This window comes from Nocardia transvalensis NBRC 15921, assembly GCF_000308875.1.
Classification (GTDB): domain Bacteria; phylum Actinomycetota; class Actinomycetes; order Mycobacteriales; family Mycobacteriaceae; genus Nocardia; species Nocardia transvalensis.
Window position 1 is genome coordinate 160,001 of sequence record NZ_BAGL01000125.1, and the last position, 17,630, is coordinate 177,630.

Genomic DNA, 17,630 nt, shown 5'->3' on the forward strand with positions numbered 1-17,630 from the left:
CTCCTTCTGTGCGCCTGGTTCCGCCGGTGCCGGAACCTCTGCTGTCCGGCGGCCGGAACATGTTCGGGCGGAGCGGTTTACGGTTGCTGGGCCGTCAGCGGGGGTGGTCCATCATGCCCAGCGTGGCGTCGGCCGCGTTGAGTACTACGCCCGGGTCGACGCCTGCGGTTTCGGCCAGCCGCGCCACCAGGCTCACGTCCTTGCGGAGGAGGTCGCCGGCGTGCTGGGCCAGGCGGTCCAGGGTGCCGCCCGCGGAGGTGATGCGGCCGAGGGCGAAGCTGTTCGCGGTGCCGTGCGAGATCACCTCGCCCAGCTTGTCGGGGCTGATGCCGAGCGCCTTGCCGAGGTCCATGGTGCTCATGGCCGTGGCGAGGTTCGCGGTGAACAGCAGGTTGTTGAGCAGTTTGGTCGACTGTCCGGCACCGAGGTCGCCGAGGTGCACGATCGGGTCGGCGTAGGTCGCGAACACAGGGCGCGCGCGTTCGACGGCATCGGTCGTGCCGCCCACCATGACCAGCAGATTGCCCGCCTCCGCGGCCCGCCCGCCACCGCTCACCGGGGCATCGATGATCGAAACCTGGTGTTCCGCGGCAAGTGCCGCCAGTTCCCGGCAGGTATCCGGGTGCACGGTGGAGTGGATGGCGATGATCGACCCCGGTTTCGACCCGGCCAGCACGCCGTTGTCGCCGGTGACCACCTCGCGCACATCGGCATCGCCGACCACGCACAGGCAGACGAGATCGCTGCGCTCGGCCAGCGCCGCGGGGGAGTCCGCGGTCGCGGCAGGGGTATCGGCGTATGGCTCCAAGGACGCCGCCCGGCGCGCCCACAGCGTCGTCGGGTACTCGCTCTCGGCGATCCGCCGCGCCATGGGCCCGCCCTGACTCCCGAGGCCGATGAATCCGACTCGCATCAGCGGGCCTCCCTGTTCGTTGACGGTTCGGGTATGGGTTGTGCGGCCGCCGCAGCGGTGGCTGCGATGCGCATCAGCGGGCCTCCTCGGTTGCGGCGGTGTCGGTTTCGGCCTTCTTCGGCTCGGCCGGGGCGGGCCGGTAGAACACCGCCAGCAATCCGGCCGTGGCAACCACACCCAGGATCAGCGCGATGCCGCCGCCGGCCCAGCCGGTGATCTCGATGCCCGCGGCGTGGTCCAGGGATAGCCGGCCGGGGCCGAGTAGGCCTAGGGCCACCGCGGCGGTCGCCAGGACCAGCACGTATTCGTAGCCGTCCTTGAAGACGAAGAAGCCGTTGGTGCGGTGGGCCAGCAGGGCCGCGACGAGCATGACCGACACGATCGCGGCGGCGGCGAACGGCGTGAGGAGCCCGAGCGCCAGCAGCACGCCCGCACCGATTTCCGTGAGTACGCTCAGCCACGCCTGGAGCATGCCGTTGCGCAGCCCGAGCGAGGCGAACCAGCGCCCCGTGCCGGCGATCTTGCCCCCACCGATCCAGTGGTTGACGCCGTGCGCGATCATGGTGCCGCCCACGACCAGGCGCAGCAGCGCCAAGGCGGTATCGGCCGCGTCCATAGCCCTCACCTCTCTCGCGGCGCCGGTGCGCCGCCGTCGAATTGTGTTGCCGGACCGGTGAACTCACCGGTCACTGCGGCCACGACGCACTCCTCCACGAAGGAGAGCACCTTCAGGTGGTACGCGGCGGCCGTGTAACCGAGGCTCGAATTGTGTCCGGTGTTCGGTTGCAGATTGAGTACCACGCGGGGGGCCGCGCCGAACAGTGTCGCGATATCGGCGAGTTCCTCCGGCTCGTTGCGCCACACGGTTTCGTGTTCGCCCACGGTCCAGCGCACCGGAATGCGCACCCGCGCGGCGATCAGCGGCAGATCCCTGCCCGCCCAGTCGGTCAGGGCCGCGGCCTCGATGCGCGGGCCCGGTACGGCGATCGTCGCGCCGCCCAGAAGTTCCGGCGGGTACAGCCGGTGGGGCTGCCACAGCAGGGCGCGGACACCGCTGGGCCGGGTGCCCTCCGGCGACGGGCGCAGCAGCTTCTCCGCCGCGACGTGCGGGCGGCGGCCCGTCCCGGCCACCTCCACACCGAGCAGCCCGGCCCCGCGGTCGTCACCCGCCATACGCAGTGCCAGTTCGCAACCGGCCGAATGGGCGAGCAGGAAGGTACCCGCGCCACGCGGGCGGTCCGCGAGGTGGGCCTCGATCGCCCCGTACATCAGATCGACGCGCCGCTGCGGCGGTGAGAGCTGATCGGCGAACGGTCCGGAACTGCCGTATCCCGGCCGGTCGAGCGCGAGCGCGGTGTATCCGAGGCGCTGGGCGGTGCGCAGCAGCGACAGCTCGGGATGTCCCGGGCAGTCGAAATAGGCCGCGGTGGTCGCGCCACCGTGGAGCGCGACCACGACCGCGCGCGGGGACGGCACCTCCGCCAGCAGGCCCGACACCGGGATGCCGTCGACATCGGCTACCACAGGTACCGGCCGGGCGTCGTCGTTCACCGGGGAGAGGTCGGATTGCGTGAGTGTCATTGCATCCCCATCGCTCTCGCCATAGTCAGACATCAGCCCGCAGCAGCATCGCGCCGCCGGGGGTCAGCCCGCCGCTCGATACGACCGCGATCCGCGCGTCCTCGACCTGACGCGGACCCGCCGCCCCGCGCAGCTGGACGATCGCCTCGTGCAGCAGTCCCATGCCGTGCGTGCGGCCGTGCGAGAGCTGGCCGCCGTGCGTGTTGACCGGGATCGTGCCGTCGCGGGCGATGGCCTTACCGCCGTCGAGGAAGTCCCGGGCCTCACCGATACCGCAGAAGCCGAGCGCCTCGATCCAGGACAGGCAGTTGAAGGTGAACCCGTCGTAGAGTTCGGCGACGTCGACGTCGTCGGGGCGCAGCGACGTGCGCGTCCACAGATGCGCGGCCGGGCCGAGCACCTGGGGCTCGTGGGTGAGCGTGCTCTGATCCCACTCGATGCGCTCGACGATCTGCGTGCCCACGGCCTCCACCAGCACCGGCCGCACGGGCAGGTCGCGGGCGGCGTCGACCGCCGAGACGATCACCGCGATCGCGCCGTCGCACGGGACATCGCAGTCGTAGAGCCCGAACGGGGAGGTGATGGGCCGCGCCGAGAGATAGTCGTCCATCGTCATCGGATCGCGGTACACCGCAGTGGGTTCCAGTCCGGCGTTGGCGCGCTGGTTGAGTGCGATCCAGCCGAGCGTCTCGCGCGTGGTGCCGTAGCGGTGGAAGTGCCGCTGCGCGTTCTGCGCCAGGTGGTGGGCCGCCGAGGTGCCGCCGAAGGGGGTCATCCAGCTGGTGGTGCGGCCGCCCGAGGAGGGGATCCGCCCGGCCTTCACCAGTTCGTTGAACGTCGCCTCCCACACCGTGCGGAAGCACAGCACGTGCCGGGCCAGCCCGGCCGCGACGGCCGTCATGGCGGCGATCACCGATCCGCCCGGGCCGAAGGTCTCGATACCGCCGTTGTGCCAGGTTGGTTTCAGGCCGAGCGCGGCCTCGAGGGCGGTGACCCCGCCCTCGCCGAATCCGCCGAGGTTGCCGCCGCCGGGGTAGGAGGACAGGCCGTCGATGTCGTCGAGGGTCAGGCCCGCGTCGGTGACCGCGCGCTCGCACGCCTCGATCGTCAGCTCCAGCGGCGGCGCCATCAACCGGCGGCCCAAGCGGGACATGCCGATTCCGGTGAGCGCCACCTTCTCCTCGAACTTCTCCTGCCGGATCATCGGGCGCACATGGTCGCCGAAGCGCGCCGGATCGATCTCGTCCACCGGTAGCGGTGCGGGAGGCGGCTGGATGGCCGTGGGACGGAACAGCGGCAGCCACACGTCGCCGTCCTGCTGGAACACCACCTCCAGCCGCATGCCGAGTACCAGATCCTCGGGATCGGCGTCGATGATGTTGGTGGTCAGGCGAACTCGCGGATCCTCCACCAGGGCCACCTGCGCCACCACGTACGGTGGCGGCAGGCCGGGCAGCGCGAAGCGCTGGTTCACCGTGAAGCTCGCCAGGGTGGCCTCGCCGGAGACCTCCCGCACCCCGAGGTCGTGCCCGCGGCAGTACCGGCACACCGGCTGCGGCGGATGCTGCAGCGCCGCACAGGTGTGGCATTCCCGGATGCGCAGCCGGCCGTCGGCCCCGGAGGTCCAGAAGAACTCGACGTCCGGGGTCAGCAGTGGCAGGGGCCGGCCGGACGGCTCGGCGGCTGCTGCGGGAGTCTCTGCCACGCGGTCTCCTCTGTTGTTGCGGCCGATACTCGTTCCCGGCATGCTCTTGGCCGGGAACCTCCACTGTCGCTGTGGATTCCGGCCAAAAGCGTGCCGGAAAAAGGGCTGGGCGTGCCGGAAAAAGGGGCTGGGAACGGGGTGCGCCAGGCTATTCAGTGATGGTTATCGCGCGTTCGGGGCAGGAATGCACGGCCTCGCGAACCTGCTCCTGTTGATCTACCGGGACCGTTTCGTCGACGGGGGACGAGTGGCCGTCAATTTCGCTGAGCTCGAACGCTTTCGGGGCGATCATCGCGCACAACGTGTGCCCCTGGCAGCGTTCCTGATCGACGTGGACCTTCACGGGTGTACTTCCTCTCTCAGGTGTTGCGTCCGCCGTTGACGCCGAGGATCTGGCCGGTGATGTAGCCGGCGTCCTCGGAGATCAGGAATGCGCAGGCGGCGGCGATGTCCTGGGGCGTGCCGACGCGCCGGACCGGGGTGCGCTGGATGTGGTCCTCGACCGAGCCGCCGAGCCGGCGGGCCTCCTCGGACCGGCGCAGCATCGGGGTGTCGATGAAGCCGGGCGGCACCGCGTTCACGGTGATGCCGGAGGGGCCGAGTTCCAGGGCGAGGGCCTTGGTGAGACCGTTGACCGCCGATTTCGCCGACACGTAGTGCGACATGAACGGCTGGCCCGAATGCGTGCTCGAGGAGGAGATGTTGACGATGCGCCCCCAGTTCGCCGCCAGCATGTCCGGCAGCACCGCCTGCACGGTGTGGAAGACGCCGTGCAGATTGACCTCGATCACGCGCTGCCACTCGGTGAAGGAGATGTTCTGGAAGCGCTTGAACCCGTCCACCCCGGCCGCGTTCACCACCACGGTGACCGGGCCCAGCTTGGCGCGCACGGCCGTCAGCGCCGCGGCGATCTCCTCCGGGTCGGTGACGTCGGCGCGGTAGGCCAGATCGTCGTCGGAGGGTGGATTGAGATCCAGTGTGGCGACGTGCAATCCGTCGCTGCGCAGGCGCTGGGCGATACCTAGTCCGATACCCGACGCGCCGCCGGTGACCACTGCCGTCTTCACGCCGCGCGCCCCTCTCGGGTGATCTGTTCCCGCACAAGAATCTCCCTTCCAAGTATGAGAACCGTACTCTCGTCATGTTCCGGTCCGCAAGGGTTGCGCGCCGGGCGGATCCCCCGCACGTCGGTGCGGGTTTCCGTGGAGAGTTGCCGGACGCGAACGGATTGTCGCGAGTTGTCCCGGCGCACGGGTACGAATGTTACATTCTCTGTTATCGAGAATGAAGTTTCCATGATCGGCTAGGGAGACGGGATGTCAACGCAGGAACAAGCGGTAGCGGTGGCGCGGCGGCTGCTCATCGATGGGCAGTTGGTCGAGACCGGGCGGACGCTTGCCTCGCTCGACCCCGCGACGGGCGAGGTATACGGCCATGCCCCGGAGGCGGGGGTGGCCGAGGTGGACGCGGCGGTCGCCGCGGCGCGGCGGGCCTTCGACACCACCGACTGGGCGACGAACACCCAGTTCCGGGCGCACTGCCTCAACCAGCTCTACCAGGCCCTGCGCGACAACGTGGAGGAACTGCGCGAGCTGACCATCGCGGAGGTCGGCGCGACCCGGATGCTGACCCACGGCAATCAGCTCGAGACGCCCTTCGAGATCGTGCGCTACTACGCGGGGCTGCTGGCGGACTACGAGTGGAGCGAGGACCTCGGCGAGGTCGAGATCCGCGGCCAGCAGCACCGGCGCTGGGTGGAGAAGGAGGCGGCCGGAGTCGTGGCCGCCATCGCCGCCTACAACTACCCGCATCAGCTCGCGCTGGCGAAGCTGGCGCCGTCGCTGGCGGCCGGCTGCACGGTGGTGCTCAAGGGCGCGCCGGACACCCCGCTGGCCACCCTCGCGCTGGGCGAGATCATCGCCCGCCACACCGATATTCCCGCGGGCGTGGTGAACGTGCTGGCCTCCTCGGATATCGAGGTGGGCAAGCGGATGACCACGCATCCCGAGGTCGACGTCGTCACCTTCACCGGGTCCACCCCGGTGGGCCGCCAGATCATGGCCGCCGCCAGCGCCACGCTCAAGAAGGTGTTCCTGGAGCTGGGCGGCAAATCGGCGATGATCCTGCTCGACGACGCCGACTACATCAAATCCGCGCAGTTCGCGGCGTTCAGCGTCGCCTCGCACGCGGGCCAGGGCTGCGCCCTCACCACCCGCGTGCTGGCGCCCCGGCAGGACCACGACAAGGTCGCCGAACTGATCGCCGCCACGTTCCAGCACGTCACCCACGGTGACCCGAGTGACCCGAAAACCTATATGGGACCGCTGATCAGCGCGAAACAGCGCGACAAGGTCGACGGCATGGTGCAGCGCGCGGTGGCCGCCGGCGCCACCCTCGTGACCGGCGGCGAGAAGATCGATCCGGGCTACTTCTACAAGCCGACGCTGCTGTCGAACGTCGACCCGGACAGCGAGATCGCGCAGGAGGAGGTGTTCGGCCCGGTGCTGGCCCTCATCCCCTACACCGACGAGGAAGACGCGGTGCGCATCGCCAACAACTCCATCTACGGCCTGTCCGGCGCGGTGTTCGGCGCCGACGCGGACCGGGCCAAGGCGGTGGCGCGGCGCATCCGCACCGGCACGCTGAGTATCAACGGCGGCAACTACTTCCACCCCGATGCCCCGTTCGGCGGCTACAAGCAGTCGGGGGTCGGGCGCGAGATGGGCCGGCTCGGACTGGAGGAGTTCCTGGAGCACAAGACCCTGGCGGAGGTGGTGTCGTGAGTAAACCGCTGGAGGGCATCCGCGTTCTCGAGGTGGCGATGTACGGGTTCGTCCCGTCGGCGGGTGCGGTGCTGTCGGACTGGGGCGCCGATGTCGTGAAGATCGAGCACGCGGTGACCGGCGATCCGCAGCGCGGGCTGCGCCGGGTGGGCGCCTTCACGGTCGAGGGCGATCCGAATCCCAATGTGGAGCACGCGAATCGGGGTAAGCGCAGCGTCGGCGTCGATATGACCGTCGCCGAAGGCCGCGAGCTGATCCTCGATCTGGCGCGCCGGGCGGACGTCTTCCTGACCAGCTTCCTGCCGCAGGCCCGCGCCAAGTTCGGCATCGATGTGGACGATATCCGCGCGGTGAATCCGACGATCATCTACGCCCGCGGGAGCGCGCTGGGCCCGCGCGGCGTCGAGTCCGACCGGGGCGGGTACGACATGACCGCCTTCTGGTGCCGCGGCGGTGTCGCGGCGACGGTCACCCCGCCCGGCACCGAGGGCATGATCCAGCCGCCCGGACCGGCCTTCGGCGACACCATCTCCGGCACCAACCTCGCCGGGGGGATCGCGGCGGCGCTGGTGAAGCGGGAGCGGACCGGGGAGCCCTCGACGGTCGACGTCTCGCTGCTGGGCAGTGGGCTGTGGTCGATCGGGCATTCGGTGGCGCTGTCGGTGCAGCAGGACAAGCCGATGGTGGCGCCGGTGCCCGGTGCGCACGGAGCGCCGACCAATCCGCTGTCCGGGCTGTACGCCACCGCCGACGACCGCTACCTGTCGTTCGTGATGTTGCAGCCGGCCAAGTTCTGGGCCGACGTGTGCCGCCACATCGACCGGCCGGAGCTGGCCGAGGATCCGCGCTTCGCCGATGCCGCCGCGATCGCGGAGAACACCGCGGCGGGCGTGCAGATCCTGCGCGAGGTGATCAAAGGCCGCACACTGGCCGAATGGACGGAACGCTTCGCCACCCTCGCCGGGCCCTGGGCGCCGGTGCAGGATTCCCGGCAGGTGGCCGCCGACGGGCAGATCCGCGCCAACGAATACCTGCTGTCCGCAGGCGAATTGGAGCTGGTGTCGAGTCCGGTGCAGTTCGACGTCAGTCCGCCGGAACTGCGGGCGGGGCCCGCGTTCGCCGCGCACACCGAGGAGGTCCTGCTCGAACTCGGGCTGGACTGGGACCGCATCATCGCGCTGAAGACCGCGGGAGCGGTCGCCTAGCGCGGGGAAGGTGACCGATGCCGTACATCGCGTCGATGGGGACGTATCTGCCCTGCTGGGGTAGTCAGGACCGCCGGACGCCCGGGGACGACGAGGACGCCGTGACGCTGGCCGTCGAGGCCGGGCGCGCGGCGCTGGCCGGGGGGACGCCCGTCGAGCGGGTGGTCCTGGTCAGCCGGGATCTGCCGCTGGTGGAGAGCAGTAATGCCGCGGTGTTGCTGGCGGGACTGGGCCTGGATCCGGAGCTCGAGGTGATCGAGCGGCTGGGCGGCGCCCCGGCGACGCTGGACGCCCTGAGTTCGGCCCGGCCCCGGACGCTGGTCATCGGTGTCGACATCGAACCCGCGGGCGCGGCGGCGGTCCTGGTGTCGGAGCGGTCGGGCCTGCAGGTCCGCATCGCCTCCCGGGTGGCGCGCAGCCTGCCCGCGCGGACCCGCAACGCGGTCGGCGCGGTCCACGACTACGGCGATCCCCGGCTGCTGCACGAGCGCGGGCTGGTGGCCTCGCTGTCGGCGGCCTGGCTCGACACCCCGGTGGCGGTCGCGGGGGTCGACCACAAACAGGCTGCGGCGCAATGCCTCACGCCGCCGCGGCTGCCCACGCAGGGCGCGAGTTCCGGGCTCTTCGCGCTGGCGTGGATGGCGGAACACGGCGAGGACGGGTTGCTGGTCGGGGTGGAGCAGGCGAATCTGTCCGGGGTCACGGTGGTGCCCGGGGACACCGAGGTCCGGCGGACCGAACCCGCCGCACGGACCCAGCCGGCGGGCGACTACATCCCCGGCGGCGACCTGCCGATCTCACTGGCCGCCTACGAGCGGGCCTTCGAGGCCAAGGTGCGCTGGGAGGCCGGGCGGCACGGGGACAGTGCGGAACTGGACTTCCCACCCCGCTACCGGGTCGGGCCCGACGGCGTGCTGAGCACCGATTACACGCTGGTGCCGCTGCCACGCACCGGCACTGTCTACGCCGAGACCACGGTGCGGATACCGGTACCCGGCTCGCGCAGCCCGTACTCGCTGGTGCTCGTCGAACTCGACGAGGTCGGTGTGCGGGCGCTGGCGAAGGTGACGGGTGCGGATCCGGGGGCGGTCGCTATCGGGGATCGTGGCCGTATGGTGTTGCGGCGGGTGGCCGTGCGTTCGGGGGTGCCGGACTACGGATACGCCTTCGAGCCGGCGGGGAAGGCGGCGTGATGCGGGCACCGTTCCCTTTCCCGGCAAGCACCGCTCCCTTTCCCGGCGGGCACCGCTCCCTTTCCCGGCATGCTTTTGGCCGGGAACCATCATTCAGAAGCGACTAAGGAGGCGGCATGCGTAAGGTGGCCGTTGTCGGCGCTGGGATGACGCCGTTTGCCGAGCACTTTGCCCTCGGCATCAAAGACTTGCTGCCCATGGCGTTCGCCGAATGCGTGGCGTCGGTAGACAAAGGCATACAGCCGGGGGATGTGCAGGCCGCGTGGTTCGGGGCTATGGGGACTACCGATGGGCCGCCGTCGGGGGTGCTGGCCGATGCGCTCGGGCTGCCTGAGCTGGCGGTCACCCATATCGAGAACTCGTGTGCCACAGGCAATGACGCGGTGCGTAACGCCTTGTTCGGCATCGCGTCCGGCGCTATCGATGTGGCGTTGGTGATCGGTGCGGACAAGTTGCGGGAGACGGCGCAGAAGGACCTGCTCGGGGAGTGGGGGATGCTGATGCGGGATCCGGCGTGGGACTATCAGCTCGGGCTGTTCGGTCCCGCCGGGTTCGCGTTGCACGTCAACCGGTATCTGTACGAATCTCCCGCGACGCGAGAGCATCTGGCCATGGTCGCGGTCAAGAACCACCGGCACGGGGCGCGGAATCCCAAGGCGCGCCTGCGTTTCGAGATCACCATGGAACAGGCGCTGGAGGCGCCGATCGTGGCCGACCCGTTCGGCGTCTACGACTGCGTGCCCCAGAGCGACGGGGCCGCCGCGCTGATCCTGGCCGCCGAGGACGTGGTCGACCGCTACACCGATCGGCCGGTGTGGGTGCGTGGCGTCGGCCTCGGCCTGGATTCCGTGATGCACCAGCACAAGCGGGATATGACCACCTTCCCCGCCACGGCCCGCGCGGCCCGGGCGGCATTCACCATGGCGGGGCTGCGGCCCTCGGACGTCGACGTCGCCGAGGTGCACGACTTCTTCACCGGCATCGAGCTGATCAGCTACGAGGACCTCGGCTTCGCGGATCGCTTCGAGGCGCACAAGCTGGTGGAGGCCGGGGTGACCACGGTCGGGGGGAGTTTGCCGGTCAATCCGAGTGGCGGGCTCAAGTCCAAGGGACATCCGCCGGGGGCGACCGGGGTGGCGCAGTGTGTGGAGCTGTTCGAGCAGTTGCGGGGGACGGCGGCCAACCAAGTGGAGGGGGCGCGGATCGGGTTGGCGCACAACCTGGGTGGGCCGACGGCGGTGGCTGCCGTGACGATTCTGGAAGGGCCGCGCTGAGGGTTGGTCAGCGCAACTGGTCCTTCATGACCTTGCCGGTCGCGTTGAGCGGCAGTTCCGTGAGAAAGCAGACGCTGCGGGGGACCTTGAAGCCTGCCATGCGGTTTCGGCTCCAGGCGATCAGGTCTGCTTCGGTGAGGGTGCCGCGGGCTACGACGAAAGCCTTGCCCACCTGGCCCAGGCGGTCGTCGGGGACGCCGATGACGGCCGCCTGGACCACCGCGGGATGTTCGAGGAGGTAGCCCTCGATCTCGGCGGGGTAGGCGTTGAAGCCGCCGACGATGAACATGTCCTTCTTGCGGCCGGTGATGCGGAGCCTGCCGTCCGGGTCGAGGCTGCCGAGGTCGCCGGTGTGCAGCCAGCCCTCGGGATCGATGGCCGCGGCGGTGGCCTGCGGGTCGTCCAGGTAGCCCTGCATGACGCTGTAGCCGCGGACGAGGACCTCGCCGTCGTCGGCGATGCGGAGTTCCACACCGTCGCAGGCTTGTCCGGCCGTGGTCGCGATCTGTTCGAAGGTGTCGCCGGGCCGCGACGCGGTGGCCGTGCCGGCCTCGGTCAGCCCGTAGCCGGTCATGATCGACCGGAACGGCAGCTCCTCGCGGACGCGGCGGATGAGTTCGACCGGGATGTCGGCCGCCCCCGTGACCGCCGCCCGCAGCGACGACAGATCGTGCTCGCCCCGGGCCGCCAGCAGTGAGTGGTAGAGCGTCGGCGGGCCCGGCAGCATCGTGATCCGCTCGTGCGCGATGAGTTCCAGCACCCGGTCCACCTCGAAGACCGGCACGGGGAGGATGGTCGCCCCGCGGATCAGCGACGAGATCAGCCCCGCCTTGTACCCGAAGGTGTGGAAGAACGGGTTGACGATCAGGTAGCGGTCGCCCCGGCGCAGATCGGCCAGATCGCACCACTCGGCGTAGAGACGCAGCGTCTGAACGTGATTCATCATCACGCCCTTGGGCCGCCCGGTGGTGCCCGAGGTGTAGACGATGTCGGCGATATCGGTGCCGGCGATGTCGGCCTCGAAAGGCGTTCCGCTGCCGAGGAAGTCGGACCTCAGGTCGATCACCGGCACCCCGGCGGTGTACTCGGTCCCGAGGAAGCCCTGCTGCACCAGCACCATCTTCGCGCCGCTGCGGGCGATGATGTCGCCGGCCTCCTCGGCCTTGAGCCGGGTGTTCACCGGCACCAGCACACCGCCCGCGGTGAGCAGCCCGAAGGCCGCGACGATCCACTCCGCCGAATTCGGCGCCCACACCGCGACCCGGTCGCCCTTGCCGATCCCCGCCGCGGCGAAGGCCCCCGCCGCCCGGCGCACCCGGTCGACCAGTTCGAGGTAGGTCCACCGGTGCGCACCGTCGACGACCGCTTCGGCAGTACCGAAGCGGTCGGCGGTGCTCAGGACCATCTCCGGGATGGTCTGCCAGGTCATACCTTCAGCAGCCGCGCCAGGTTGCCGCCCATGATCTTCTTCTGATCGTCGAGCGGCATGTCCTTGATCTCGTGGATGTAGCGCGCCGGCTCGGCCAGGCCCTCCGGATGCGGCCAGTCGGAACCGAACAGCACGTGGTCGGCGCCGATGATGCTCGCCAGCCGGTCGAGGTCCTCTTCCCAGAAGGGGCTCACGTAGAGGCTCTGCTTGAGCGCCTCGATCGGGTCCTGGAAGCCGAAGCCCTCCGGCGCCTTCTTGTAGACGTCCTTGAGCTGTTGCAGCAGCGGCTCCAGCCAGGCGCAGCCGTTCTCGATGACCGCGATCTTCAACTCCGGGAACCGGTACAGCGCACCGTGGCACACCCAGGACGCGACCGCGTCGGCGACCGGCCGCCACTGGTTGACCATCTGGAAGGCGTTGGTCTTGAAGGGCAGCATCTCCGCGTTGGCGCCGTCCCACTCGGCGTCGAACCGCGAGTAGCCGCTGTCGGAGGAGTGCATGGTGACGAGCACGTCGTGCTCGACGACCCGCTTCCAGAAGGGGTCGAATTCGGGCAGGGCGTAGGAACGCATGCCGCGCAGACCGGGCACGGGAGCCGGGCGCACGAGAATGGCCTTGGCGCCGTGCTCGACACACCAGTCCAATTCCTCGATGGCCTTGTCGACGAACGGCAGGGTGACCACCGGGATGGTGAAGATCCGGCCGGAGTGGACGAAATTGCCGTCCTGGCCCCAGTCCTCGAGCATCCACCGGTTCAGCGAGTGGATCACCGCGTGGATCAGGTCCGGGTGGTGGCGCATGCGCTCCTCGACCAGGCTGGCCAGGGTGGGGAACATCAGGGCGCGTTCCAGCTGCAACTCGTCCATGACCTTCAGGCGTTCGACCGGATCACGGAAAGCCGGGATCGCCGACATCGGCTTGCCGAAGATCTCCCGCTTGCTCTTGCCCTCGGGATTGCCGTTCTTGAAGTAGTCCTCCATCGCGCCCGGCCGGGCCACGACGTCGAAGGTGGGGTTGGGGATGTACTCGCTGATCTGGCCCAGGACCGCGATCTTGGTGCGGCCGTTGATCTCCACGTACTGGATGGCGCCCTCGTACTGCTTGGGCAGGTACCTGGTGAGGGCGTCTTTCGTCTCGTAGAGATGGTTGTCCGCGTCGAAGAGCTGGTAAGGCAGCTCGAGCTTGGTCATGGAACCCTCCTTGTCGAATAATGAGAATGTTATTCTCTTCAGGGATGTGCCGCAACGCCCTCGGCGCGTGCGGACGCGAGGTCGTTGCGGACCACGAATTTCTGGATCTTCCCGCTGGCGGTGCGCGGGAAGTCGTCGACGACGTGCACTTCCTCGGGCCACTTCTGTTTGGCCAGACCGGCTTCGGCGAAATGGCCGCGCAGGTCGTCGATGCTCGGGGCCGCGCTGCCGGGGCGCAGGCGCAGCACCGCGGCGGTGCGCTCGCCCAGCCGGGGGTCGGGCACGGCCACCGCGACCGCCTCGGTCACGCCGGGCAGGGTCAGCAGCACCTCCTCGACCTCGAGCGCGCTGATGTTCTCGCCGCCGCGAATGATCATGTCGGACTTGCGATCCGTGACCGTCAGATAGCCGTCCGCGTCCATGACCCCGATATCGCCGGTGTGGTACCAGCCCTCGGCGTCGAAGGCGGCGGCGGTGAGCTCGGGATCGGTGTAGCCGGCGCACAGATCCGGTCCGCGGCTGAGGATCTCGCCGTCCTCGGCGAGGCGGACCTCGACGCCGGGGAGCGCCGGGCCGTCGGTGAACAGCCGCTTGTGTTCGGGCGCGGTGTGGCGCGAACCGGTGATCGAGGGGTGTTCGGTGCTGCCGTAGGAGCGGTAGACGACGATGCCCAGCTGCGCCAGGCGGGTGGTGACCGCGGCGGGCACCGGCGCACCGCCGAGTCCGGCGTAGCGGAGGTAGGGGAGATGCTCGGGGGTGTAATCGGGATGGTCGAGCAGGCTGGTGACGTAGTAGGGCACGCCGCCGCCGACGGCCAGCCGGTGATCGGTCATGAGGCCGAGAACCGTTGCCGGATCCCAGAGGTCGATCAGGTGGATGGGCACGCGGTCCAGTACGGGGATCAGCAGCGCGTTGATCATGCCGATGAAGTGGCCGACCGGCGCGGCGGTGAGCTGGTCGCCGCGGTCCGCCGGATACATCCCGGCCAGCTGGCGGGTCTCGTAGGCGAGGGTGTGATGGGTGTGCACCACGCCTTTCGGCGCGCGGGTGGTGCCGGAGGTGAAGGCGACGAGCGCGGGTTCCGCGGGATCGATCCGCAGCGTGCCCGCCATCGGCTCCGGGTCCAGCAGGTCGTCGAAGTCCTGCCCGACCACGCCGACGATCGGGATGTCCGCGCACAGGTCGGCGATATCCGCGGCGCCGGGCCGGTCGGCGGTCACGAAGACCCGCGGCCGGGCCGCGGGCAGGATGTGGGCCAACTCCTTGCGGCCGTAGAAGTGCACGATCGGCACGACCGCCGCGCCGAGGAATGCCGAGGCCCAGAACACCGCCGCGGCCTCCACCCAGTTGGGCAGCTGGAAGGCGACCGTATCGCCGGGGCCCACGCCGCGCCGGTGCAGACCGGCCGCGAGTCTCCGTGCCATCCGCTCGACCTCGCCGAAGGTCCCCGTCCACGGCCGCTGGGCGGAGTGGATGCGGAATTCGGTGTCCGGGGCCGCCGCCAGACCGTCGGCCAGCAGATCACCGATCGTCTCGGAGGTCCACCAACCCTCCGCTTGATAGAGGCGGACGAGATCGTGGGGGATCGTGCGCATCGATCGAACTCCCCTCCGGTGTCGACACCGGGCGTTACGTATATTCTCTCTATAAGAGAACCACATTTCCTCATGGGAGAACAAGACATGGTTGAGCTCGAGCTGGACGATGGTTTGGCGGTCGTCACCATCAATCGCCCGCAAGCCCGCAATGCCATCGCGCCGGACACGATGGACCAGTTGGACAAGGCGATCGATGCCGCCGCGGAGGCGCGGGCGCTCGTGCTCACGGGGGCGGGTGACAAGGCGTTCGTCTCCGGCGGCGACCTGAAGGAGCTGGCCAAGCTGCGGACCGAGGAGCAGGCGGCCGCCATGGCCGAGCGGATGCGCGGTATCTGCGACCGGCTGGCGTCGTTCCCCGGACCGGTGATCGCCGCGCTCAACGGGCACGCCCTGGGCGGCGGGGCCGAGGTCGCGGTGGCGGCGGACATCCGGATCGCGGCCGACGACATCAGGATCGGCTTCAATCAGGTGTCGCTGGCGATCATGCCGGCCTGGGGCGGCGCCGAGCGGCTGGCCCGGCTGGTCGGACCGGGACGGGCGCTGCTGCTCGCGGGTTCCGGCACGATTCTCGACGCCGCGGCCGCCGAACGGGCGGGGCTGGTGGACCGGGTGCTGCCGCGCGCCGAATTCACTCAGGGCTGGCGCGCGCTGGCGCGGTCGCTGGCGACGGGGCCGGCACAGGAGATCAAGCGCGTGGTCGGTGGCGTTTCCGCGGACGAGGCCGTGGCGGCCTTCGCGAAACTGTGGGTCGCCCCCGAGCACTGGGCCGCCGCCGATCGGGTGTTGAACCGTGCCAAGTGATTTCACCTGTGATTTCACCCGCCAGTGTGCGGGCGGGCCGGGCGCGCGGCCTCCACTGCACGTTTATGCAGCTAGCGTGCAGAAACAGATAGTGACGTAGATCACATTTATAGTAGTGAGGTCTGCGTCACAGCAGCGGATAACCGGGTTACCGTGTCATCGGTAGATTCCCCCGTGGGGCGACGCGGCGCTACGGTCACCAGCCCTGACTCGCCGTCCGCTCGCGGTGCGACCGTCGGCTTCCTCGGATAGGCCGCCGCCCGATCGGCGGCGCACCGAGTCCGGCCGGCCGCCGGACGGTGGGCGTCAGGCACGAAGGAGCCCGGCCGTCGGACTGCCGTGATCTTCACATTCGAGAGGCGGGATGAGAACCATGGCTGTGCGATCCGTCGATCCCAGTGACCAGAACGTTCGGGACATCTACTCCGCGCCGCGCCGGCGGGCCCGCGGGCGACGGCGTCCCCAGCGTTATCGCCTGGCGGTCGTCGCGCCGAGCGCCGCGGACGTCATCCGCCACGTCGGTGGGTGGCTGTTCGACCGCACCTACGCGGGCTGGGAGGTGATCGTCCTGGTCTCCGACTCCTCGAACGCGCGACCGCTGGGCATTCTCGGCGCCACGGTGCTGGACCTGGAGACATCCCTCGCCACTCCGGTACACGGCGTCTGGCCGAATGCCGTCGCGGTGGACGCCCGGACCTATCTGGCCGACGGCCGGGTGCGGGACGGCGTGCACGAATGCCTCGATCGCGGCCTGGCGGAGGTCTCGCTGTGGGGCGACGGCCTGCCCGGCGAACTGAATTCCCGGATCGAGCCCGTCGAACATCGGGTGAGCGTCGCGGGCCGGGCGTTCAAGGCCTGCGCGCTGGACGCGGCGGGGCTGCCCGACGAGCAGGTCCAGGTGACGGAGGCGTTCCGGACGGCGGAGCTGATGTCGGATTGCCGTCGGTCGGGGGATCTGTTGTCGGCCAGGCCGGTTGCCGGGGTCTGAGTTGTAGCCGACCAGGCCGGTTGTCACTGAAAGCTGTTCCAGCGCGGTCATCGTGGCGGTCGCCGATTCGTTTCGGGGGTCGTCGCGGTGACCGCGGTTGCGTCGTGTTCGGGTGCCGCCGCGCCGACGACTGAGGTTCTCCCCCTTCGCCGTTGCTCATCGGCTTATGCAACAGCGAGAATGCAATTCCCGCTGTATGGTAACTATGTTACCGTCGCTACTGGTCGTCTCGATCAATCGCAGGAGTTCTCCGCATGACTGACTTCGATTCGGTGGACTACTTCACCGATCCCGCACTCGTTCCCGATCCGCATCCGTACTTCGACCATCTGCGGTCGAAATGTCCGGTCACGCGGGAACCGAACCACGGGGTGTACGCGGTCACCGGGTACGAGGAGGCCGCGGAGGTCCTGAAGGATCCGGGGCTGTTCTCGTCGGTGATCTCGGTGGGCGGGCCCTTCCCGCCGCTGCCGTTCGCCGTCGAGGGCGACGACATCTCGGCGCTGATCGAACAGCACCGCCCCACCATGCCGATGTTCGAGCACATGGTGACGATGGACCCGCCGCAGCACACCTACGCCCGGTCGCTGCTGGCCCGGCTGCTGACGCCGGCGCGGTTGAAGGAGAACGAGGATTTCATGTGGCGGCTGGCGGACCGCCAGCTCGACGAATTCCTCGCGGACGGCCGGTGCGAATTCCTCGCCGCCTACGCCAAACCGTTCTCGCTGCTGGTCGTCGCCGACATGCTCGGCGTACCGGAGGAGGACCACCAGCAGTTCCGTGTCGTGCTCGGGGCCGCCCAGCCCGGCGCGCGCGTCGGGGCCCTCGATGACGAAGTGCTGGTGTCGAATCCGCTGGAATGGCTGGACGAGAAGTTCGTCTCCTACATCAGCGACCGGCGGGAGAATCCGCGCGACGACGTGCTGACGTCGCTGGCGCTGGCGAAGTACCCGGACGGATCCACCCCCGA

Annotated in this window: 16 protein-coding genes; 7 read left to right on the top strand and 9 right to left on the bottom strand. The window is 69.5% G+C overall.

From position 1 onward, the window contains the following. Positions 1-94: 94 nt before the first annotated feature. From ON41_RS34830 to ON41_RS34855, 6 genes are all read right to left on the bottom strand, one after another. On the bottom strand, positions 95-913 hold the full coding sequence (locus ON41_RS34830; RefSeq protein WP_040752779.1) for an NAD(P)-dependent oxidoreductase: 819 nt from the start codon (positions 911-913) through the stop codon (positions 95-97). Between the two features lie 73 nt (positions 914-986). After that, positions 987-1,529: a DoxX family protein gene (locus tag ON41_RS34835; RefSeq protein ID WP_040752781.1), complete on the bottom strand. Its 543-nt coding sequence runs from the start codon at positions 1,527-1,529 to the stop codon at positions 987-989. Positions 1,530-1,534: 5 nt separating this feature from the next. After that, positions 1,535-2,494 carry an alpha/beta hydrolase gene (locus ON41_RS34840; RefSeq protein WP_040752782.1) on the bottom strand — a complete coding sequence of 320 codons (960 nt, stop codon included), beginning with the start codon at positions 2,492-2,494 and terminating at the stop codon, positions 1,535-1,537. A 25-nt stretch (positions 2,495-2,519) separates the two neighbouring features. Continuing rightward, positions 2,520-4,154 (bottom strand): thiolase C-terminal domain-containing protein, encoded by a 1,635-nt coding sequence (locus ON41_RS34845; RefSeq protein ID WP_040752840.1) that lies wholly within the window; start codon positions 4,152-4,154, stop codon positions 2,520-2,522. A 193-nt stretch (positions 4,155-4,347) separates the two neighbouring features. Continuing rightward, positions 4,348-4,542: a ferredoxin gene (locus ON41_RS34850; protein ID WP_040752783.1), complete on the bottom strand. Its 195-nt coding sequence runs from the start codon at positions 4,540-4,542 to the stop codon at positions 4,348-4,350. A gap of 16 nt (positions 4,543-4,558) precedes the next feature. After that, the gene (locus ON41_RS34855) at positions 4,559-5,266 is read right to left on the bottom strand and encodes an SDR family NAD(P)-dependent oxidoreductase (RefSeq protein ID WP_040752784.1); all 708 of its coding nucleotides are present in this window, start codon (positions 5,264-5,266) and stop codon (positions 4,559-4,561) included. A gap of 249 nt (positions 5,267-5,515) precedes the next feature. Between ON41_RS34855 and ON41_RS34860 the strand changes: the two genes are divergently transcribed. From ON41_RS34860 to ON41_RS34875, 4 genes are all read left to right on the top strand, one after another. Next, positions 5,516-6,982 (top strand): aldehyde dehydrogenase family protein, encoded by a 1,467-nt coding sequence (locus tag ON41_RS34860; protein WP_040752785.1) that lies wholly within the window; start codon positions 5,516-5,518, stop codon positions 6,980-6,982. Then, positions 6,979-8,187, top strand: coding sequence for a CaiB/BaiF CoA transferase family protein (locus tag ON41_RS34865; RefSeq protein WP_040752786.1), 1,209 nt, complete (start codon positions 6,979-6,981; stop codon positions 8,185-8,187). Before ON41_RS34860 ends, ON41_RS34865 begins: the two co-directional genes overlap by 4 nt. A gap of 17 nt (positions 8,188-8,204) precedes the next feature. Beyond that, positions 8,205-9,380: an OB-fold domain-containing protein gene (locus ON41_RS34870; RefSeq protein WP_040752787.1), complete on the top strand. Its 1,176-nt coding sequence runs from the start codon at positions 8,205-8,207 to the stop codon at positions 9,378-9,380. Between the two features lie 116 nt (positions 9,381-9,496). After that, complete coding sequence (locus ON41_RS34875; protein ID WP_040752788.1) at positions 9,497-10,654, top strand: thiolase C-terminal domain-containing protein; 1,158 nt, start codon at positions 9,497-9,499, stop codon at positions 10,652-10,654. 7 nt (positions 10,655-10,661) lie between these two features. Here ON41_RS34875 and ON41_RS34880 read toward each other — a convergent pair whose 3' ends face one another. Genes ON41_RS34880 through ON41_RS34890 form a run of 3 tightly spaced genes read right to left on the bottom strand, consistent with a single transcriptional unit; the run spans position 10,662 to position 14,868 of the window. After that, positions 10,662-12,083, bottom strand: coding sequence for a FadD3 family acyl-CoA ligase (locus ON41_RS34880; RefSeq protein WP_040752789.1), 1,422 nt, complete (start codon positions 12,081-12,083; stop codon positions 10,662-10,664). Next, the gene (locus ON41_RS34885; RefSeq protein WP_040752791.1) at positions 12,080-13,273 is read right to left on the bottom strand and encodes an amidohydrolase family protein; all 1,194 of its coding nucleotides are present in this window, start codon (positions 13,271-13,273) and stop codon (positions 12,080-12,082) included. Before ON41_RS34885 ends, ON41_RS34880 begins: the two co-directional genes overlap by 4 nt. Before the next feature lie 38 nt (positions 13,274-13,311). Next, positions 13,312-14,868, bottom strand: a complete 1,557-nt coding sequence (locus tag ON41_RS34890; protein WP_040752792.1) for an AMP-binding protein — start codon at positions 14,866-14,868, stop codon at positions 13,312-13,314. An 87-nt stretch (positions 14,869-14,955) separates the two neighbouring features. Here ON41_RS34890 and ON41_RS34895 point away from each other — a divergent pair, with 87 nt between their 5' ends. From ON41_RS34895 to ON41_RS34905, 3 genes are all read left to right on the top strand, one after another. After that, a complete protein-coding gene (locus tag ON41_RS34895) occupies positions 14,956-15,672 on the top strand; it encodes an enoyl-CoA hydratase/isomerase family protein (protein ID WP_083905848.1) in 717 nt (238 codons plus the stop codon). A 373-nt stretch (positions 15,673-16,045) separates the two neighbouring features. Further along, positions 16,046-16,660, top strand: coding sequence for a hypothetical protein (locus tag ON41_RS34900; protein ID WP_174411391.1), 615 nt, complete (start codon positions 16,046-16,048; stop codon positions 16,658-16,660). A 254-nt stretch (positions 16,661-16,914) separates the two neighbouring features. Then, on the top strand, positions 16,915-17,630 hold a 716-nt coding region (locus ON41_RS34905), incomplete at its 3' end, for a cytochrome P450 family protein (protein WP_169336540.1).